Source organism: Modestobacter sp. SYSU DS0290 (genome assembly GCF_054050955.1).
In genome coordinates this window covers 202,147-220,980 of sequence record NZ_JBJHAI010000001.1, presented here as the reverse complement: position 1 = coordinate 220,980, position 18,834 = coordinate 202,147, and the positions used below count along the sequence as shown (strand labels likewise).

At 75.3% G+C, this 18,834-nt stretch carries 22 protein-coding genes and 1 tRNA gene; 12 read left to right on the top strand and 11 right to left on the bottom strand.

Annotated elements, in window-relative coordinates; genetic code table 11:
* Positions 1–32: 32 nt before the first annotated feature.
* From ACI795_RS01125 to ACI795_RS01110, 4 genes are all read left to right on the top strand, one after another.
* Positions 33–878, top strand: a complete 846-nt coding sequence (locus ACI795_RS01125; protein ID WP_457073206.1) for an NAD-dependent protein deacetylase — start codon at positions 33–35, stop codon at positions 876–878.
* A gap of 74 nt (positions 879–952) precedes the next feature.
* On the top strand, positions 953–1,903 hold the full coding sequence (locus ACI795_RS01120; protein ID WP_457073767.1) for an MSMEG_6728 family protein: 951 nt from the start codon (positions 953–955) through the stop codon (positions 1,901–1,903).
* Between the two features lie 20 nt (positions 1,904–1,923).
* Positions 1,924–2,202 (top strand): ArsR/SmtB family transcription factor, encoded by a 279-nt coding sequence (locus ACI795_RS01115; RefSeq protein ID WP_457073204.1) that lies wholly within the window; start codon positions 1,924–1,926, stop codon positions 2,200–2,202.
* The gene (locus ACI795_RS01110; RefSeq protein ID WP_457073203.1) at positions 2,199–2,588 is read left to right on the top strand and encodes a VOC family protein; all 390 of its coding nucleotides are present in this window, start codon (positions 2,199–2,201) and stop codon (positions 2,586–2,588) included. Before ACI795_RS01115 ends, ACI795_RS01110 begins: the two co-directional genes overlap by 4 nt.
* 7 nt (positions 2,589–2,595) lie before the next feature.
* Here ACI795_RS01110 and ACI795_RS01105 read toward each other — a convergent pair whose 3' ends face one another.
* Genes ACI795_RS01105 through ACI795_RS01095 form a run of 3 tightly spaced genes read right to left on the bottom strand, consistent with a single transcriptional unit; the run spans position 2,596 to position 4,225 of the window.
* Positions 2,596–3,468 (bottom strand): phosphotransferase, encoded by an 873-nt coding sequence (locus ACI795_RS01105; RefSeq protein WP_457073201.1) that lies wholly within the window; start codon positions 3,466–3,468, stop codon positions 2,596–2,598.
* Complete coding sequence (locus ACI795_RS01100; RefSeq protein ID WP_457073200.1) at positions 3,465–3,869, bottom strand: PaaI family thioesterase; 405 nt, start codon at positions 3,867–3,869, stop codon at positions 3,465–3,467. The genes ACI795_RS01105 and ACI795_RS01100 overlap by 4 nt, the downstream gene beginning before the upstream one ends.
* Positions 3,866–4,225 (bottom strand): VOC family protein, encoded by a 360-nt coding sequence (locus ACI795_RS01095; RefSeq protein WP_457073197.1) that lies wholly within the window; start codon positions 4,223–4,225, stop codon positions 3,866–3,868. Before ACI795_RS01095 ends, ACI795_RS01100 begins: the two co-directional genes overlap by 4 nt.
* A 106-nt stretch (positions 4,226–4,331) precedes the next feature.
* On the opposite strand from ACI795_RS01095, the gene ACI795_RS01090 reads away from it, so the two are divergent.
* Positions 4,332–4,883 (top strand): YbaK/EbsC family protein, encoded by a 552-nt coding sequence (locus ACI795_RS01090; RefSeq protein WP_457073195.1) that lies wholly within the window; start codon positions 4,332–4,334, stop codon positions 4,881–4,883.
* Between the two features lie 23 nt (positions 4,884–4,906).
* Positions 4,907–5,071, top strand: coding sequence for a hypothetical protein (locus ACI795_RS01085; RefSeq protein WP_457073193.1), 165 nt, complete (start codon positions 4,907–4,909; stop codon positions 5,069–5,071).
* A gap of 3 nt (positions 5,072–5,074) precedes the next feature.
* Here the strand turns inward: ACI795_RS01085 and mscL are convergent, their stop codons facing one another.
* The 7 genes from mscL to ACI795_RS01050 form a co-directional block, all read right to left on the bottom strand.
* Positions 5,075–5,494, bottom strand: a complete 420-nt coding sequence (mscL, locus tag ACI795_RS01080) for a large conductance mechanosensitive channel protein MscL (RefSeq protein WP_457073192.1) — start codon at positions 5,492–5,494, stop codon at positions 5,075–5,077.
* Positions 5,495–5,538: 44 nt separating this feature from the next.
* Positions 5,539–6,180 (bottom strand): Flp pilus assembly protein CpaB, encoded by a 642-nt coding sequence (cpaB, locus tag ACI795_RS01075; RefSeq protein ID WP_457073191.1) that lies wholly within the window; start codon positions 6,178–6,180, stop codon positions 5,539–5,541.
* 106 nt (positions 6,181–6,286) lie between these two features.
* Positions 6,287–6,631 carry an FmdB family zinc ribbon protein gene (locus ACI795_RS01070; protein ID WP_457073189.1) on the bottom strand — a complete coding sequence of 115 codons (345 nt, stop codon included), beginning with the start codon at positions 6,629–6,631 and terminating at the stop codon, positions 6,287–6,289.
* 142 nt (positions 6,632–6,773) lie between these two features.
* On the bottom strand, positions 6,774–7,487 hold the full coding sequence (locus ACI795_RS01065) for an AAA family ATPase (RefSeq protein WP_457073187.1): 714 nt from the start codon (positions 7,485–7,487) through the stop codon (positions 6,774–6,776).
* A 62-nt stretch (positions 7,488–7,549) separates the two neighbouring features.
* Positions 7,550–9,079: a carboxyl transferase domain-containing protein gene (locus tag ACI795_RS01060; RefSeq protein WP_457073186.1), complete on the bottom strand. Its 1,530-nt coding sequence runs from the start codon at positions 9,077–9,079 to the stop codon at positions 7,550–7,552.
* Positions 9,061–10,239 (bottom strand): CaiB/BaiF CoA transferase family protein, encoded by a 1,179-nt coding sequence (locus ACI795_RS01055; protein ID WP_457073184.1) that lies wholly within the window; start codon positions 10,237–10,239, stop codon positions 9,061–9,063. The genes ACI795_RS01060 and ACI795_RS01055 overlap by 19 nt, the downstream gene beginning before the upstream one ends.
* A 34-nt stretch (positions 10,240–10,273) precedes the next feature.
* Entirely contained in the window at positions 10,274–11,611 is a 1,338-nt protein-coding gene (locus ACI795_RS01050) for an SLC13 family permease (RefSeq protein WP_457073183.1), read from the bottom strand.
* A gap of 200 nt (positions 11,612–11,811) precedes the next feature.
* Between ACI795_RS01050 and ACI795_RS01045 the strand changes: the two genes are divergently transcribed.
* The 5 genes from ACI795_RS01045 to ACI795_RS01025 all read left to right on the top strand — a co-directional run bounded on the left by ACI795_RS01045 (position 11,812) and on the right by ACI795_RS01025 (position 16,128).
* The gene (locus tag ACI795_RS01045; protein WP_457073181.1) at positions 11,812–12,753 is read left to right on the top strand and encodes a UTP--glucose-1-phosphate uridylyltransferase; all 942 of its coding nucleotides are present in this window, start codon (positions 11,812–11,814) and stop codon (positions 12,751–12,753) included.
* A 111-nt stretch (positions 12,754–12,864) separates the two neighbouring features.
* Positions 12,865–14,355, top strand: a complete 1,491-nt coding sequence (glp, locus tag ACI795_RS01040; RefSeq protein WP_457073179.1) for a molybdotransferase-like divisome protein Glp — start codon at positions 12,865–12,867, stop codon at positions 14,353–14,355.
* A 1-nt stretch (position 14,356) separates the two neighbouring features.
* Positions 14,357–15,007, top strand: coding sequence for a GNAT family N-acetyltransferase (locus ACI795_RS01035; RefSeq protein ID WP_457073766.1), 651 nt, complete (start codon positions 14,357–14,359; stop codon positions 15,005–15,007).
* Positions 15,008–15,217: 210 nt separating this feature from the next.
* Entirely contained in the window at positions 15,218–15,937 is a 720-nt protein-coding gene (gene sepX / locus ACI795_RS01030) for a divisome protein SepX/GlpR (RefSeq protein ID WP_457073177.1), read from the top strand.
* A 114-nt stretch (positions 15,938–16,051) separates the two neighbouring features.
* Positions 16,052–16,128 (top strand) — tRNA-Ala (locus ACI795_RS01025).
* Between the two features lie 216 nt (positions 16,129–16,344).
* Here the strand turns inward: ACI795_RS01025 and ACI795_RS01020 are convergent.
* Positions 16,345–17,871, bottom strand: coding sequence for a dolichyl-phosphate-mannose--protein mannosyltransferase (locus tag ACI795_RS01020; RefSeq protein WP_457073175.1), 1,527 nt, complete (start codon positions 17,869–17,871; stop codon positions 16,345–16,347).
* A gap of 105 nt (positions 17,872–17,976) precedes the next feature.
* Between ACI795_RS01020 and rsmI the strand changes: the two genes are divergently transcribed.
* A complete protein-coding gene (rsmI, locus tag ACI795_RS01015; RefSeq protein WP_457073173.1) occupies positions 17,977–18,816 on the top strand; it encodes a 16S rRNA (cytidine(1402)-2'-O)-methyltransferase in 840 nt (279 codons plus the stop codon).
* Positions 18,817–18,834: the final 18 nt, after the last annotated feature.

Here is an 18,834-nt window from a genome sequence, read left to right as displayed (position 1 = left end):
CGCGCCGGGCCTCTGCCGGGGACGATGGTGCGGTGACCGCAGCACCTCCGGCCGTCGACGGCCTCGACGAGCTCACCGGCCTGCTCACCGACGGCGGCGTGCTGGTGCTCTCCGGCGCCGGGCTGTCCACCGACTCCGGCATCCCGGACTACCGCGGCGCCACCGGCTCGCTGCGCCGGCACACCCCGATGACCTGGCAGACCTTCACCGGGGACCCGCGGGGCCGGCACCGCTACTGGGCGCGCAGCCACATCGGCTGGCGGCAGATCGCCGGGGCGCGGCCCAACGCCGTCCACGTCGCCGTCGCCGCTCTGCAGGCCGCCGGCGCGGTGGGCCCGGTCATCACCCAGAACGTCGACGGGCTGCACCAGGCCGGCGGTGCCCGCGACGTGCTGGAGCTGCACGGCGGGCTGGACCGGACCATCTGCCTGGCCTGCGGCGACGTCGCCGACCGGGCCGAACTGGACGCCCGGCTGCGCGCGGTCAACCCCGGCTTCCGGCCGGAGGTCACCGATGAGGTGAATCCGGACGGCGACGTCGAGCTGCCCGACGAGGCGCTGGCGGGGTTCGTGATGGTCGACTGCCTGGCCTGCGGCGGCGGCCCGCTCAAGCCCGACGTCGTCTTCTTCGGCGAGACGGTGCCGCGCGACCGGGTGGACACCTGCTTCGCGCTGGTCGACGAGGCCCGGTCGCTGCTGGTGCTGGGCTCGTCGTTGACCGTGATGAGCGGTTACCGGTTCGTCATCGCCGCGGCCAAGCGCGGCATCCCGGTGGGGATCGTCAACTCCGGGGCCACCCGCGGCGACGCGAAGGCCACCGTCCGGGTCGACGCGCCCCTCGGCGTCGTCCTGCCCGAGCTGGCCCGCCGGCTGGGATGAGCCGCCGGGTGGGGCGCATCGACGACGGCCGCTGAACCGGCGGGCCGCGGCCGGCTGACCGAGGATGGACGGTGATGCAGACCTTCCTGCCGGTCGCCGACTTCACCGAGTCCGCCCGGCTCCTGGACAACCCCCGCCTCGGCAAGCAGCGGGTGGAGTGCCTGCAGGTGCTGCGCGCCCTGGAACTGCCCGACTACGGCTGGGCCAACCACCCGGTCGTCACCATGTGGCGCGGGCACACGGCGGGGCTGGTCGTCTACGCGCTGGCGATGGTGCGCGTCTGGCGCGAACGTGGCTTCGCCGACAGCACCGAGACGCTCATCAGCGAGTTCGCCCCGGACGCGGCGCGGATGACCCAGGCCGAGGCGGCCGCGGCCGGGCTGCTGCCGAGCTGGGTGGGGGACGAGGAGCTGCACCTGTCGCACCGGTCGAACCTGCTGGCCAAGGACCCGGGCTTCTACCGCGCGCGCTTCCCCGCCGACCCCGACGACCTGCCCTACAAGTGGCCCGGCGCGGACGACGTCCCGCCGGTCCCCGCGCCCGAGGGCGTGCCGGTGTGGGTCGTGCGACCGCGGGCGCACAACGAGCTGGGTGCCGCGCTGGCCACCGGGGTGGTCGGGCTGGGCACCCAGTCCGGCGTCGACGTCGACGCGACCGGGATGTCACCGGCCGAGCTGCGGGCGCTGTCCAAGGAGCTGTCCGGCCGCCGTCCGGCCAAGGACCTGCGGCAGCTGTCGGCCTTCCTGGACGAGGTGGCCCCCGGTGACCTGGTCGGCCTGCCGATCGAGCACGGCGCCGGGCTGCTGCTCGGTGAGGTGGTCGGCGACTACGCCTTCGCCGGCCGCGAGCTGCTGCCGCACCGGCGCGCGGCCCGGTTCACCTCGGTGGTGCCCCGTGCGGCGGCCCGGCCACCGGCCACCCTGCAGGACCCGCGGGCACTGTTCCGGGTGGTGCTGGACCCGGGTGCAGTCCCCGAGGGCCTGCGGCGCCAGGACCCGTTGACAGGCAAGTCGCTGCTTGCCTAACGTCTCGTCCCGTGGGTGACGTGTTCAAGGCGATCGCCGATCCCACCCGCAGGGCGATCCTCGACGAGCTCACGGACCGGGACGGGCAGACGCTGTTCGAGCTCTGCGCCCGCCTCGCCACGAAGCACGGCCTGGGGTCGAGCAGGCAGGCGGTCTCGCAACACGTCGGCGTCCTGACGTCGGCCGGTCTCGTGCGGACCAGGCGGGAGGGCCGCTACACGTTCCACCATCTCGACCCGGCGCCGCTGCGCGAGCTGACACGGCGGTGGACGGGTCCCCACCCGGAGGAGGACCCATGAGGATCAACGTCATGAGCGTGCTGGTCGACGACCAGGCCAAGGCGCTGCGCTTCTACACCGACGTGCTCGGCTTCGTGCCGAAGCGGGAGATCCCGCTCGGGGAGCACTCCTGGCTCACCGTCGTCTCACCCGAGGACCCCGACGGCACCGAGCTCTCCCTCGAACCCGACGAGCACCCGGCGGCGCGGCCGTTCAAGCAGGCGCTCGTCGCCGACGGCATCCCGTTCACGTCCTTCCTCGTCGCGGACGTGGCCGCGGAGTACGACCGGCTGACCGCGCTGGGCGTGCGGTTCACCCAGCCGCCGACGGACATGGGCGTGGTCACCACCGCCGTGCTCGACGACACGTGCGGCAACCTGATCCAGATCGCGGCCGAGAAGAGCTGACCGGGGCTCACCGGAGGCCGGCGCCGACCTCCGCGATCGCGGCGGCCAGCCGGGTGCGGGCCTCGGGCAGGTCCGCCGGCTCGCGCGCCGCGTGCACGAACCACCAGGCGCTCGCGTAGAGCTGCCGGAACCAGACGAACGGCGCCAGCTCGGCGTCGTGCACCGGGTCGGGCATGGCGTCCAGCGCGGCCCGGCCGTCGAGGCGGGCGGTGCTGCGCAGGCTGGCCAGGTCCCAGGCCCGGGGGCCGCGGGAGGTGTCCTCCAGGTCGGTCCAGCGCAGCCCGTCGGCAGTGACCAGCAGGTTCCCGGGGTGGGTGTCGCCGTGCAGGGTCATCTCCTCGCCGCTCAGCCGCGGCCGCAGCTCGGCCAGCAGGTCGCCGGCCTGCTGCAGCACCGCGGGGTCGGCGCCCAGCTCCGTGCCGCGGTCGAGGAAGACGGCCAGGTCCGCCAGCGGCCGGTCCAGCGGCGAGCCGGTCCACAACGGCGGCAGGGTCTCGAGCACCTCGTGCAGCTCGGCCAGCGCACGGCCGGCCTCCTGGGCCGTCGGTCGATCCGGCGACACGTCGACATGTCGCCAGAACGACACGGTCAGTCCGTCGTGCTGGTGCGGGCCCGGTGGCAGCAGGTCCGACGGCGGGACGACCGCCGCCCCGGCCGCGGCCAGCGCCGTCCCCAGCGCCACCTCCCGGGCGAACGGCTCCTGGACCTGCGGGCGGAGCAGCGGCGTGTAGACCGCGACCCGGGCCACCAGCGGCGCCGGAGGCAGGTGCACCACCGCGTTGACCCCCCAGGACAGCAGCGCGGGGTCCTCGACCCGGATGCCGTGCTGCCGGGCGACGGCGACCGCGGCGGCGACCGCCTGATCCGCGGAGGCGGTCACTCCGCCGGCAGCGGCACGTTCTGCAGCCGCACCTGCCCGCGGGCGACGACCTTGCCGTCGTCGGCGCGGGTGAGGGTGACCAGCCACAGCTGCAGCGTCTTCCCCTGCTGGACCGGTTCGGCCAGCACCTCGACCCGGCCGGCGGTGACCGGGCGCAGGAAGTCGGTGTTGTTGTTCACCCCGACGGCGAACTGTCCGCGCTCGGTGACCGCGAGGCTGGCACCGATGCTCGCGGCGGACTCGACGAGCGTGCAGTAGACGCCGCCGTGCACCACGCCCCACGGCGTGTGGTGCTGCGGCCCCAGCTCCACCGAGCCGGTGACGCGGCTGCCGCTGACCTCGGCGAGCTCCAGCCCGCTGGCGGCGACGAACGCGCTGGCGGTGCTCAGGTCCGGCGTCACGCGGCGTCCCAGACCAGGCAGAACGGGTGGCCCACCGGGTCGGCGTAGACGCGGAAGTCGCCACCGCCGCCGGGCAGCCGCCGCGCGCCGAGCTCGAGCACCTGTGGCTCCGCGGCATCGATGTCGGCCACCCGGATGTCGAGGTGGAACTGCTGCGGGCGGGCCGGGTCGGGCCAGTCCGGCGGCACCAGGTCGGGGGCCTGCTGGAAGGAGATCCGGTACCCGGCGCCGGTGACGGTGACCCAGTCGTCCCCGGGGGAGCCGTGCACCTCCATGCCGAGCAGGCCCGCGTAGAAGGTCGCCAGGGCGTGGGCGTCGGGTGCGTCGATGACCACCGAGTGCAGCTGACCGATCATGACCGGCATCCTCTCCCGGGTGCCCGGCCCGCGACAGCGGTGGTCCGGCCACCGACCGCAGCACCCCGGCCGCTCGCCGGGGCGGGGCGTGCCGCACGATCGGGGCATGGCCGACGTCGCACCGTCCCTGGGCACGCTGAGCTGGCTGCCCGCCGCCGAGCACCCCGAGCTGCTGGCCGCCCCCGTGGCCGCCGCCGTCCCGTCGCTGACCGGCCCGGCGTGGGTCGCCGCGATCGACGACGGCGCGGCCGACACCGCCGACTTCACCGACACCTACCAGGTGCCGCTGGCCGCCTCGGCCAACTGCGTGGTGGTCGCCGCCCGGCGGGCGGGGGAGACCACGCTGGCCGCCTGCCTGGTGCTGGCCACCACGCGCGCTGACGTGAACGGGCTGGTCCGCCGGCACCTGGGCGCGCGCAAGGTCTCCTTCGCCCCGCAGGACGTCGCCGTCGCCGAGAGCGGCATGGCCTACGGCGGCATCACGCCGGTGGGGCTGCCGGCCGGGTGGCCGGTGCTGGTCGACGCCGCGGTGGCCGCCAGCGACCTGCTGGTGATCGGCTCGGGCACCCGGGGGAGCAAGCTCGCGGTGCCCGGCGCGGTGCTGGCCGGCCTCCCCGGCGCCGAGGTGCTCGAGGGCCTGGGGCAGCCGGTCGGCTGATCGAGCCGACCTACCCTCGTCGCGTGACCGGACCCGACGACCAGCCCCGCCGCCCCGCCGTGCAGCCGCCCCGGCCCGAGCGGGCACCGGACGACAGCGACATCGGCTGGGGCGAGCGGCTGACCGACCCCGACGACGCGGACCGGCGGTACCTGGAGGACCGCCCGCCGCACTGGGGCAGCGACTGAGCCTCAGCGACCCTCGGCCGGCGTCGCCGTCCCGGACGTGCTGGTGCCCTGCTGGGCGCGGAGCAGGTCGCGGATCTCGGTGAGCAGCTCCACGTCGGTAGGGGCGGCCGGCCCCGGTTCCTCGCCGCGCTCGCGCCGCTCGACCAGCGCGCGCATCGGCAGCAGCACGACGAAGTACAGCACCGCGGCGGTCAGCAGGAACGAGATCACCTGGCTGAGGAACGCACCCCAGGTGAAGCGCTGCCCGTCGATGACGACCTCGCCGCCGAGCTCCCCGCCGCCGCCCAGCAGGCCGAGCAACGGGGTGAGGAACGAGTCGCCGAAGGCGTTGACGACCGCGGTGAACGCGGCGCCGATCACCACCGCGACGGCCAGGTCGACGACGTTCCCGCGCAGCAGGAAGTCCTTGAAGCCCCTCAGCATCGGTGCACCCCTCGGTCGGGCGGGCGCCCGTGGCGGCCCCGCGCTCACGGCCGGCCGAGGGTAACCGTGAGCGTGCCGGTGGCCGCGGTGGCGGCCAGCCGCGCCGCGGTGTCCGTGGTGACGGCCAGGACCAGCAGGCCGCCGCCGGCGCCCGGGGCCGGGCCGTCGTCCGCCGGGGCGGGGGTGGTGAGCACCAGGGCTCCCGTGGTCACCACCTCGACCGTCGGCTCGGTCGGGTCGCCCCGGTCGACGGTGGCCAGCACGTCGACCCGGTCACCCGGGCGCAGCAGGGTGGCCACCGCGAGGTCGGCCAGCCGCACCGGGGCGGCGACCTGGCCGGCGGGGACCGCCGACCACAGCCCGGGCCCGACCAGCCGGACGTCGGTGACCGGCTCCCCGGCGCGCACCGGGGACGCGAGCACCTGCCCGGCTAGCGCGTCTGGCCCGGCGGCGGCGCCGGCGGGCGCCGCGGTGTCGGGCAGCCGGGCGACGGTGAGCGCATCGGCGGTCAGCGCCGTGCCGGCCGGCAGGTCGGCAGCCGCGACCACGACCGGCACGGTGACCGGCCCGGCCGGGGGCGTCGGTGCCGGCTGCAGGGCGAGCACCAGGGCCAGCCCGGCGAGCGCGGCGGCGGCCACCTGGCGGACCAGGTGTGCGGGGGAGCGTGGGCGGCGGAGGCGGATCACCGGCCCAGCGTCGCCCCGGCGCGAGCGGTTGTCGCCGTCGTGCCGGGGCCTGGGGACGGAGGGGCCGGTTGTGGACGACGGTCGGCGGGGGCCGGCCGGCGTCAGCTCAGCTGGCGGCCTTGCTGCCCGAGCCGGAGGTGCTGCTCGACCCCGAGGAGCTGCTGCTGGAGCTGGAGCTGCTCGTCGAGCTGGAACTGGAACTGGAGTCGCCGCTCTTCGCCGTCGAGGTGCTCGAGGAGCTGGTGCCGGCGTCCTTGCTGCCGTTCCCGGAGCGGCTGTCGGTGCGGTAGAAGCCCGAGCCCTTGAACACCACACCGACCGAGCCGTAGACCTTGCGCACCGGTGCCTCGCACTCGGGGCAGGTCGTGACCGCGGGGTCGCTGAAGGACTGCACGCGCTCGAACTCGTGCTTGACCTCGGGGTTGGTGCAGACGTACTGGTAGGTGGGCACGGTGCTGTGAGCTCCTCGTCTCGTGGCCGGGCTGGCACTCGACCCCGGCGACTGCCAATGATGCGCCGCGGGTGCCCGCGCCGTCCACGCCGGACACCCGACCCGGGACAGTGGGCCGCGTCACAGCTGGTGCGGTGGCGGGTCAGCGCAGGTGGCGCAGGAACGGCTCGGGGCCGGCGAGGAACTGCCGCCAGCTCGCGGTGAGCTCCAGCTCGGACCAGACCGCCGGCCGCATGCCCCACTCGCCGACCTCCAGCAACGTGGCGCCGGGCAGCGCCGCGACGACGGGGGAGTGGGTGGCGATGACCACCTGCGCGCCCCGGTCGAGCAGCGCCAGCAGGTGCGCGACCAGGGCCAGGCTGCCGCCGAAGGACAGCGCGGCGTCCGGCTCGTCCAGCAGGTACGTGCCCTGGCCGCTCGCCCGGCTGGTGAGCACCTCGAGGAACGCCTCGCCGTGGGACAGCTCGTGGAGGGCGGGGCCGCCGCCGACCGACTCCAGGTAGCTGTAGAGACCGTGCAGCGTCTCCTCGCGCAGGAAGTAGCCCCAGCGCGAGGCGCCCGGGCTGCGCTCGACCAGCAGCCCCAGCGACTCCGGTTCGCTGGGCCGGGTGCGGTGCCGGACGTTCGCCGAGCCGCCCTCCGGGTTCAGCCCCAGGGTGACCGCGAGCAGCTCCATCACCGTCGACTTCCCCGACCCGTTCTCGCCGACCAGCACCAGCGCCCCGGCAGGCAGCTCCAGCCCCTCGTCGACCAGCTGGGCCACCGCCGGCACGGTCAGCGGCCAGCGCGCCCGCTGCTCGGCGGTGGGTGGCGCGGTGCGGTCGGGCTTGATCCGGCGGATCGGTCGCTGGTCCACGCCGGCCATCCTGGCCCGGGGGTACGACGGTGGCCCCGTTGCAGGGGGAGTGGGGTCCTCCGTCAGCGGCCGAGGTGGCGGTACCGGCGGGTGCGGCTGCGCATCCGCTCGACGTCGTCCCGGCCCAGCAGCCCGGCGAGCTCCTCGGCGAGCACCCGGCCCAGGCGCCGGCAGAACTCCACCGGCTCGTCGGCGGCGTCGGGCCGCTCGGGCACGACCCGGTCGACGATCCCGGCCCGCCAGAGGTCGGTGGCCCGCACGCCCTGCGAGGCGGCCAGCTCGTCGGCCCGGTCGACGGTGCGGTGCACGATCGCCGAGGCGCCCTCGGGCGGCAGCGGACCCAGCCAGCCGTTGGCCGTGGCCAGCACGCGGTCGGCCGGCACGAGGGCCAGCGCGCCGCCGCCGGTGCCCTGCCCCAGCAGCACGGTGAGCGTGGGGGCGGGCAGCATCACGAGGTCCTGCAGGCAGCGGGCGATCTCCCCGGCCAGCCCGCCCTCCTCGGCCGCCGCCGACAGCGCGGCGCCGGGGGTGTCGATCAGCGTGAGCAGCGGCAGCCGCAGCTCGGCGGCCAGCCGCATGCCCCGCCGGGCCTCCCGCAGCGCCGCCGGCCCCAGCGGCGCGGTCAGCGACTGCCCGCGCCGGTCCTGCCCGAGCACCACGCACGGGGCCCCGCCGAAGCGGGCCAGCGCCAGCAGCAGCCCGGGGTCCTTCTCCCCGGCGCCGGTGCCCGACAGCGTGACGACGTCGGTCGCCGCGGTGCGCAGCAGCTGCCGGACACCGGGCCGGTCGGTGCGCCGGGAGGCGGTGACCACCTGCCAGGCGGTGCGGCCGTCCTCCGGGTCGTCGGCGTCGGTTCCGTCGCCGTCGACCGTGCCCTCGACCGACGCGCCGCGGTGCCAGGTCTCCCGGGCCGCGAGCACCCGCAGCGCCCGGTCGGCCACCTCCGCGACCTCCTCGTGCGGCACGACGCCGTCGATCACGCCGTGCGCGGCGAGGTTCTCCGAGGTCTGCACGCCCTCCGGGAACGCCTCGCCGTAGAGCGCGGAGAACACCCGCGGGCCGAGGAAGCCGATCGCTGCCCCCGGTTCGGCGATCGTCACGTGCCCCAGGGAGCCCCAGGAGGCGAGCACCCCGCCGAACGTGGGGTCGCGCAGGTAGACCAGGTAGGGGAGCCCGGCCTCCTTGTGCCGGGCGATCGCCTGGGTAATGCCGATCATCTGCAGGAAGGCGACCGTGCCCTCCTGCATCCGGGTGCCGCCGGACACCGGGGCCGCCAGCAGCGGCAGGCCCTCGGCGGTGGCCCGCTCGACGGCGGTCATCAGCCGCTCGGCGGTGGCGACGCCGATGGAGCCGGCCAGGAAGCCGAACTCCCCGGCGACCACGGCCACCCGCCGTCCGCGCAGCAGCCCCTCGCCGGTCACCACCGCCTCGTCCTGCCCGGTGCGTTCGGCGGCGCGGGCGAGGTCGCGGGCGTAGTCGTCGTCGGCGTCCCGTGGCTGCACGGGGGTGTCCCAGTTGCGCCACGACCCGGCATCGAGCACCAGGTCGCGCAGCGCGCGGGCGTCCAGCCGGGTCACGGCAGGCCCAGCCACGCCCGGATCGCGTCGCCGTCGGCGCCGAGCACCGGGGGAGCGGTGTGGTCGCGGCGGGTGGTCTCGGTCTCGCCGTCCGGGCCCGGGGCGAAGAAGCGCAGCGGCGGCCCGGGCAGCGTCAGCTCGCCGGCGGTCGCGTGCTCGACCCGGACCTTCAGCCCCTGGGACTCGACCTGGTCCCAGGCGTAGACCTCGTCGAGGGTGCGCACCTTGCCCGCCGGCACCCCGGCGGCGTCCAGCCGGGCGAGCAGCTCGGCGGCGGGGATCTCGGCGAAGGCACCCTCCAGCAGCTCGATCACCTGCTCGCGGTGCTCGACCCGTTCGCCGTTGGTGGCCATCCCCGGCGCCGCCGGGTCCAGCCCGAACTCGGCGCACAGCCGTCGCCACAGCCCCTCGCTGCCGCAGGACAGCTGCACGCTGCCACCGGCGCACCGGAAGAGCCCGTACGGGGCGATCGAGGGGTGGTGGTTGCCCTGGGCGCGGGGCACCCGGCCGGCCACCGTGTGCGCCGTCCCCTGGAAGGCGTGCACGCCGACGACCGAGGCGAGCAGCGAGGTGCGCACCACCTGGCCGCGGCCGGTGCGCTCCCGCTCGTACAGCGCGGCCAGCACTCCGTAGGCGCCGTACATCCCGGCGAGCAGGTCGCCGATCGGCACGCCGACCTTCTGCGGGTCCTCCGGGCCCGGGCCGGTCAGCGACATCAGCCCGGCCTCGCCCTGGGCGATCTGGTCGTAGCCGGCCCGCTGCCCCTCGGGCCCGTCGTGCCCGAACCCGCTGATCGACAGCTGCACCAGCCGCGGGTTCAGCTCGGCGAGCACGTCGGTGCCGAACCCCAGGCGGGCCAGCGTGCCCGGCCGGAAGTTCTCCAGCAGCACGTCGGCCCGGCGCAGCAGCTCGGTGAGCACCGCCTTGTCGCCGTCGTCCTTGAGGTCGAGGGTGATCGACTCCTTGTTCCGGTTGGCGGAGAAGAAGTAGGTGGACTCCCGCCCCTCGCCGGTCTCCACGAACGGCGGGCCCCAGCCGCGGCTGTCGTCCCCGCTGCCGGGGTTCTCCACCTTGATCACCCGGGCGCCCAGGTCGCCGAGCATCATCCCGGCGTGCGGCCCGGCCAGCGCCCGGGTCAGGTCGACGACGAGCACGCCCTCCAGCTGTCCGGTCACGGTCGTCCTCTCCTGGGTGCGGGTCTGCGAGGGGTCACAGCCAGCCCGGGACGACGAAGACCAGCCAGGCCAGCAGCGGCCCGGCGGCGACGACGATCCCGGAGTAGCCGAGCATCTGCTTGTAGAAGCGGTCGCGGTCGACGTCCTGGGCGTTCGCCAGGACGAGCGCGCCGTTGGTGGAGAACGGGCTGACGTCGACGATCGTCGAGGCCACCGACACGGCGACCACGACGCCCACCGCCCCGATGTCCCCGGCGAGCAGGAACGGCACGGCGAGGGAGATGGCGACGCCGATGATCGCCGTCGACGAGGCGAACGCCGAGACCACGCCGCCGATGTAGGCCAGCAGCAGGGCGATCAGCAGGGGTGCGCCCAGGCCGATGACCGCGTCGCCGACGTAGTCGATGGTGCCCGCCTCCTCCAGCACGAAGACGAACGTCAGCACGCCGGCGATGAGCAGGACGGTCGACCAGCTGATCTGCGCGACGGCGCCCTTGTGCTTCTGCGCGGAGAACAGCGCCAGGACCACGGCGACGGTGATGGAGACGAAGCCGATGTCGAGCTTGAAGACCAGCGCCAGGACGGCGAGCGCCGCCAGGCCGACCAGTGTGAGGACCTGCTCGACCCGGATCGGCCCGGGCTGGTCGGGGTGCACGTGTTCGTCGTCGTCGCCGCCCACGCCCGGCCCGGGGGCGGCCCCGTGCCCGCGGACGACGGTGCCGTGGGCGTGCTCGGTGTGCGGTACGGGCCCGGCGGCGACCCTGCGGCCGAGGAGCGTGCGGCCACCCAGCACGAAGAACAGCACCAGGGCGATCGCGATGTTGAACAGCAGCGCGCCGAGGAAGACCGCGAGGGGGCTGCCCTCGAGGTCGGACCGGTCGACGATGTCGTTGACGGTGACGCCGTAGACGCTGATCGGTGAGAAGCCGCCGCCCTGGGCGCCGTGGACGACCATCATCCCCATCAGCAGGGGGCTGATGTCGTACCGCGCGGCGAACCCGAGCGCGATCGGCGCGATGATCGCCACGGCCGCGGGGGAGAGCGCACCGATGGCGGTGAGCACCGCGGTGACGAAGAACATGACCCAGGGGATCGCCGCCACGTGCCCGCCGACGAGCCGCACGGCGCCCCGGACCAGCAGGTCGACGGTGCCGTTGTTCTGCGCGATGGCGAACAGGTAGGTGACGCCGATGAGCGTCAGCACCAGCTCGCCGGGGAAGCCGGCGATGATGTCGTCGGTGGTCATGCCCACCGCGAGGGTGCCGACCCCGAACGCGGCGACGAACGCCAGCGCACCCATGTTGATCGGCAGGACGGTGGCGATCGCGAAGATCACCACCAGCGCGATGATCGAGATGATCTCGGGTGACACGGGACCTCCAGGGCGGTGCTCTTACGGGCTGGGCGCCCGGAGACGGAGGTCACCTTCTCTCACGGTCCGCGCGCGTGCACGCCCGGGTGCCCGGTGGCGGGTGCTCCGGCATGTGCCCGGTGACGTGTGCGCACCGTCGCGTCCCGCTTCACCACCTCGGGGGAGTCGACCGCGCGAGCAGGCTCGTTAGGGTGGCCCGCATGCCGAGCCAGTCTGCCGAGCGCCCGACCACGACGAAGGCCGTCATCCCGGTCGCCGGGATGGGGACCCGGTTCCTCCCCGCGACCAAGTCGGTGCCCAAGGAGCTGCTGCCGGTCGTCGACCGCCCGGCCGTGCAGTACATCGTCGAGGAGGCGGCCCGCGCCGGCCTGGGCCAGGTGCTCATGGTCACCGGCCGCAACAAGGGCGCCATCGAGGACCACTTCGACCGGACCCCGGAGCTGGAGCGGGCGCTGGAGGCCAAGGGAGACCAGGGCCGGCTGGACGCCGTCGCCGAGTCCACCGACGTCGCCCAGGTCTTCTTCGTCCGCCAGGGCGAGGCCAAGGGCCTGGGTCATGCCGTGCTGCAGGCCGACGGCTTCGTCGGGAACGAGCCCTTCGCCGTGCTCCTCGGCGACGACATCATCGACGCCCGGGACCACCTGCTGGAGCAGATGCTCGCCGTCCAGGCCGAGCACGGCGGCGCGGTGATCGCCCTGCTGGACGTCGGGGCCGAGAACATCTCCAAGTACGGCGCGGTCGCTGTCGAGGACGCGCAGGTGTCCGGCGACGCCGCCGGCGACCAGGTGTTCCGGGTGACCGGCATGGTGGAGAAGCCCCCGGCCGACGAGGCGCCCAGCTCGCTGGCGATCATCGGCCGGTACGTGCTCCCGCCGGAGGTCTTCCCGGCCATCCGCGACACCCCGCCCGGCCGGGGCGGGGAGATCCAGCTGACCGACGCGCTGCTGAAGCTGGTCGAGGACGGCGTCCCGGTGCACGGCGTCGTCTTCTCCGGCCGCCGCTACGACACCGGGGACAAGCTGGACTACCTCAAGGCCGTCGTCCGGCTGGCCTCCGAGCGCGCGGATCTCGGCCCGGCATTCGGGCCCTGGCTGCGTGAGTTCGTCGCCGACCTGCCCGCCGAGGGCGCGTCGCCCGCCTGACCGGACCCCGCAGAGGGCACCATCGTCAGGAGCAGTCCGTCGAGCGGCGGCCCGGCCGGGCACTCCGGCCGGCGGGAGATGACCGACGACGGTCGGACGACGGTGGTGGGGATGAGCGAGGACGACACCCGAGGCTGGTTGGCCGCTGGGACCCGGGAGGCGGGCGGACCGGTGACCGGGGCGGTGGGCGTGACCGCACCGCGGGACACCCAGCTGATCGGCCCCGGCAGCGGTCCGCGGGCGCCGAGCCGGGACACCGTGCAGGTCGACCGGTCGGTGTTCACCTCCGACCGGGTGCCCTCCCCGGCGATCGCCACCGGGGACCGCACCCCCGACCCGCAGGCCGACACCGGGTCGGTCGACGTCTCCGGGGTGCGGCTGCGCACGGTGGAGCACCACCTCGACGTGATCCTCGGTGCCGTGCCCCAGCCGGACCCGATCGAGCTGGCGGTGCTCGACGCGCAGGGGTTGCTCTGCGCCGAGCTCGTGGCCAGCGAGCTGGCGCTGCCGGCGTTCGACCAGGCCGGTCTGGACGGGTACGCGGTGCGGTCGGTCGACATCGCCGCCGCCACCGTGGAGGAGCCGGTCGACCTCGCGGTCGTCGGGGACACCGAGGCCGGATCGGCCGGGGCCCCGGCGATCTCCGCCGGGCTGGCGGTGCGGGTGGCCGTGGGCGCGATGCTGCCCGCCGGTGCCGACGTCGTCGTCCCGGCCGCCTGGACCGACCAGGGCGTCGCCCGGGTCCGGGTGTTCGCCGCCCTGGCGCCCGGCAGCTACGTGCGCCGGGTCGGCGACGACGTCGCCCCGGGTGACGTCGCGGTGCAGGTCGGCACCCCGATCGGCCCGGCCCAGATCAGCCTGCTGGCCGCGGTCGGCCGCGAGCGGGTCGCGGTGCGCCCGCGGCCGCGGATCTCGGTGCTCTCCGCCGGTGAGGAACTGGTCGACGTGGGCACCCCGCCGGCACCCGGCCGGGTGGTCGACGTCAACAGCTACGCCCTGGCCGCCGCGGCCCGGGACGCCGGGGCCGAGGCCTACCGTGCCGGCATCCTGCCCCAGGACCGGCGCCGGATGGTCGAGCTGATCGAGGGGCAGACGCTGCGCAGCGACGTCGTGCTCATCGCCGGCACCTTCGCCAACGCCGGCCCCGACCTGCTGCAGGAGGCGCTCGCCGAGCTCGGTGGGCTGGCGTTCACCCAGGTCGCCATGCACCCCGGCCCGGTGCACGCCTTCGGCAAGCTCGGGCCCAACGACGTGCCGGTGATCTGCGTGCCGGGGGAGCCGGTCGCCGCGCTGGTCGCCTTCGAGGTGTTCGTGCGCCCGGCGATCCGCCTCATGCTGGGCAAGCGGCAGCTGTTCCGCCGCACCGTCCAGGCGGTCTCCGCGCAGCAGCTGCTCTCCCCGCTGGGCTACCGCCAGTACCTGCACGGCCAGGTCATGCGCCACCCCGACGGCGGCTACGTGGTCGAGCCGATCGGCGACGGCGACCAGGCGATGCTCGCCCGGATGGCCAAGGCCAACTGCCTGATCGTCGTGGACGAGGACGTCACCGAGGTCGCCGCCGGCGGGCTGGTGACCGTCATGCCCATGCTGCTGGGCGGCTGAGCTGGACCCGGTCCCGCACCCGGGCTGGCCGGCGCGGCTGGCCTGGGGTGCGGTCGAGCTGCACCCGCTGCGGCGCGCCGACGCCGCAGCCTGGGCCCGGCTGCGGTTGGACAACGAGCAGTGGCTGGCGCCGTGGGAGCCGACGTCGGAGGTGCCCTGGTCGCAGCGGCACACCCCGGCGGCCTACCGGGCCACGCGGCGGATCGCCGGGCGGCGGGCCCGGACGGGCAGCTCGCTGCCGTTCGCGATCCGCTGGCAGGGGCGGCTGGTCGGTCAGGTGACGGTGGACAACATCGTGCGCGGCGCGCTGCGCTCGGGGCACCTGGGCTACTGGGTCGACCGCTCCGTCGCCGGGCGCGGGGTCGCCTCGCTCGCGGTGGCGCTGGTCTGCGACCACGCGTTCGGCCCGGTGGGGCTCCACCGGCTGCAGGCCGACATCCGCCCGGAGAACCGGCCCAGCCGGCGGCTGGTGGAACGGCTCGGGTTCCGGCAGGAGGGGCTGCTCCGCCGCTACCTGGACATCGACGGCGCCTGGCGGGACCACCTGGCCTACGCACTGCTCGCCGAGGAGGCGCCGGCCGGGGTGCTCGGCCGCTGGCGCTCCCGCGTTCCGGACGCTCCCCACCAGGGGTCGGGCATCGACCGGACGTGATCGGCCGGCGCCGCAGCGTTACCGGTCCGAGATCCGCCGGGGACGCCGACACGCCGGTGTGCGCAGGCATCGCGCCGACACACCGGTGAACGTCCCGTTCATCGGCAGACCGCGCCCTTACCTTGACTCACGCGAGTGACTGATGTGACTCGTGTGGCCCCAGGGATCGGGGTCGTGTCGTGGTGCCAGGGATGGATCGGGGTGTTCGTGATGGGATCAGGCGTACTGCTGGCCGCTCTCGTCGTGTTGTGGTTCGTGGTCCTGGTGCCGATGGTGGTCACCCGGGGCGACGGCTCCGGCAGGACGGCGGCTCCTGACGCGGGGCGCACTCTCCAGCGCCGGCGGGCGGTGGACCCGGTGGTCCACGCCGAGACCGAGCGGGTGTCCATCGACCGCGCCCTGCTGCGCAGCAGCGGTGAGCTGCAGGTCGACGTGCACGCGCTGCGCCGCCGCACGCTGGCGGGTCTGGTCGCGCTCGCGCTGGTGGCGCTCGTGGGCGCGCTGGCCTGGCGCAGCTGGATGTGGGCGCCTCAGGTGCTGCTGGACGTCGCCGTCGTCGGCTACCTGATGGTGACCCGCGCCGCCGCCCAGCGGGAGCGCCGTGCCGCGGCCCGCCGCGCGGCCCGCGCCGCCTCCCGGCCGGTGCGCCGACCGGCGCCGCGTCCGGCGGCCCACCCGAGCGCCCGTCCCGCCGCCGGCTGGGACGACGCCCGTCCGGCCGCGACCGTCGTCCCCCCGCAGGGTCCGGCGGCGCAGCACCCCAGCCTGCCGCTGGCCCCGGTGCACCCGCTGCGCCCCGGCCGGGTCGTCGCCGCCCGCACCCCCGCGCCCGCCGGCTGGCAGCACAGCGCGGTCGTGGGCCTGGACGACGACGACATCGGCTTCGCCGACGTCGACGTCTACCAGCCGCGCCGGGTCGCGAACGGCTGAAGAAGGACCCTCCTGCCCCCCACTGCTCGCAGGCTCGCAGCGGGCCCCTGCAGGAGGGCCAACCCCCCGTGGCAGCGCCGGCGGGAGCGGGAGGTAACCTCGTTCCCGCACCACGGGGCTGTGGCGCAGACCGGTAGCGCACCTCGTTCGCATCGAGGGGGTCAGGGGTTCAAATCCCCTCAGCTCCACCACCCAGGCCGGGTCCCATCAGGGGCCCGGCCTGTTACGTTCCCCAGGCAGGACCAGGGGCGCGGGCGGTGCCGCGGAGGTCGGCCGGGCAGCCCGCGGCGGCGGCCCGGACCCCTCCTGGTCCTCGGGGCCGGTGGCGGCCTCGGCGGCCAGCCCGGTCTCGTCGTCCTCCCGGGGCTGGTCCGTCCCACGTCAGGGGGAGCAGCGCCGGGCGGCTCCTAGAACCAGGAGGGGAACCACATCCGCTGCAGCCACTCCGGGTGCGACAGCGGTGAGCCGGTGAGCACCGGGTGGAAGAAGACGAACGTCATCACCACCACCGCGAGGTAGAGGGACACCGCGCCCAGGCCCAGTTGCCGGCGGAACGTCCCCGCGCCGGGGCGACCCAGCACGTCCTGCAGCACCAGCGTCACCGCCAGCACGAAGAACGGCACCGCCGGGGCCATGTAGAAGATGAACATCGTCCGGTCGGTGTTGATGAACCAGGTCAGCCACCCGGCGGCGATCCCGGCCGCGGCGACCCCCGCGGCGCGGTCGTGGCGGGCGACGATCCGCCAGAGCAGCCACAGCGTCGCCGGCAGGAACAGCCACCACAGCGTCGGCGTGCCGAGCATGAGGATGTACCGGACCACCTGGCCGCCGTCGGCGTCGGTGAGCCCCTGCGGGTTCCACAGCAGGATCGGCCGGCCGTCGACGATCCACGACCACGGCCCGGACTCCCACGGGTGCGGGCTGGACAGCCCGTTGTGGAACGTCAGCCACTCGCCGTGCATGTGCCACAGCGCCCGCAGCGCGCCCGGGACGAACGGCCAGTCGGTGTCCGGGTTCTGCTCGGCCCAGTGCCGGCCCTGCGCGTTCTCGCCGCGGAACCAGCCGGTGAAGGTGGCCAGGTAGGTGAGCACCGGCACGACCGCCAGCGCCCAGGTGGCGCCGGGCAGCCCGCGGCGCAGCGCGGCGAGCGTCGGCCGCGCCGCGCCCGCCTCGCGCCAGGCCGCCCGGTCCCACCACAGCGACAGGACGGCGAAGGCGGCCAGGAACCACACGCCGCTCCACTTCACCCCGCAGGCGCAGCCGAACAGCACGCCCGCGGCGATCCGCCAGCCCCGCGGCCCGAGCCGGAACCCGGTCGCGGTCACCCGGTCGGCGCCGTCGCGGACCCGCTGGGCCACCCGGTCGCGGTCGACCACCAGGCAGGCGACCGCGGAGACCACGAAGACCTGCAGGAAGACGTCGAGCAGGCCGATCCGGCTGAGGGTGAAGGAGAACCCGTCCAGGGCCAGCAGCAGGCCGGCGACCAGGCCCAGCAGCGTGGACCCGGTCAGCCGCCGGGTCAGCCGGGCCAGCACGACGACGGCGATCGTCCCGGCGACGGCGCTGGGGAACCGCCAGCCGAGGGAGTCGTAGCCGAAGAGCTGCTCGCCCACCGCGATCAGCCACTTGCCCAGCGGCGGGTGGACGATGAACGTGTAGCCGCGGTTGTACTCGTAGCCGAGCTCCAGCAGCTCGGCGCCCTCCGGCGGGTAGTAGGCCTCGTCGAACACCAGGTCCTGGGGGTAGGTGATGCCCCACAGCCGGGAGATCAGCGTGGCCACGCCCAGCAGCGCGGTGAGCACCGCGGCCAGCACGCGGTCGCCGGGCAGTGCGGGGACCGCCTGCCGGCGCGGCCGCGGCGGACGGATGCGCCGGCGCGCCGGGGCCGGGTCCACCGGTGCCGACTCGGTCCGCTCCGGGGCCAGCACCGCCATGCGGGTCAGGGTAGACAAAGGACCCGCCCGCCCCCCGGCACTCGCCCGCTCGCGCCGGGCCCCTGCAGGCGGGCCGGTGGGCCCGGGCGTGACAGGCTCGACACCGTGACTGGACGACTCGTGCTCGGCGGCGCGCCGCTGGGCCAGCCCGGCGACGTCGGCCCGCGGCTGCGGCAGGCGATGGCCGAGGCCGACGTCCTGGCGGTCGAGGACACCCGGCGCCTGCACCGGCTGGCCAAGGACCTCGAGGTGACCATCAGCGGGAAGGTGGTCACCTTCCACGAGTCCGTGGAGCGGGCCCGGCTGCCCGGGCTGGTGGCCACCATGACCGAGGGCCGCACCGTGCTGCTGATCACCGACGCCGGCATGCCGTCGGTCTCCGACCCCGGGTACACGCTGGTGCGCGCCGCCATCGAGGCCGGCATCGAGGTCACGTCGGTGCCCGGGCCCTCCGCCGTCGTCACCGCCCTGGCCGTCTCCGGGCTGCCCTGCGACCGGTTCACCTTCGAGGGCTTCCTGCCGCGCAAGGGCGGCGAGCGGCGCTCGACGCTGGCCGCGCTGGCCACCGAGCAGCGGACGATGGTCTTCTACGAGTCCCCGCACCGGCTGGCCGACGCGCTCACCGACGCGGTGGGGGCCTTCGGTACCGACCGGCCGGCCGCCGTCTGCCGGGAGCTGACCAAGACCCACGAGGAGGTCCGCCGCGGCGGGCTGGGGGAGCTGGCCGCGTGGGCCGCCGAGGGCGTGCGCGGGGAGATCACCCTCGTGGTGGCCGGTGCGGTCGCCGGGCCGATGTCGCTGGAGCCGGCGGAGCTGGCGGCCGAGGTCGCCGCCGAGGAGGCCGCCGGGGCCACCCGCAAGGACGCCATCCGCGCTGTCGTCGAGCGCACCGGGATGCCCCGCCGGGTCGTCTACGACGCCGTGGTCGCGGCCAAGTCCTCCTGACCCCGTGCGCCGTTGTGC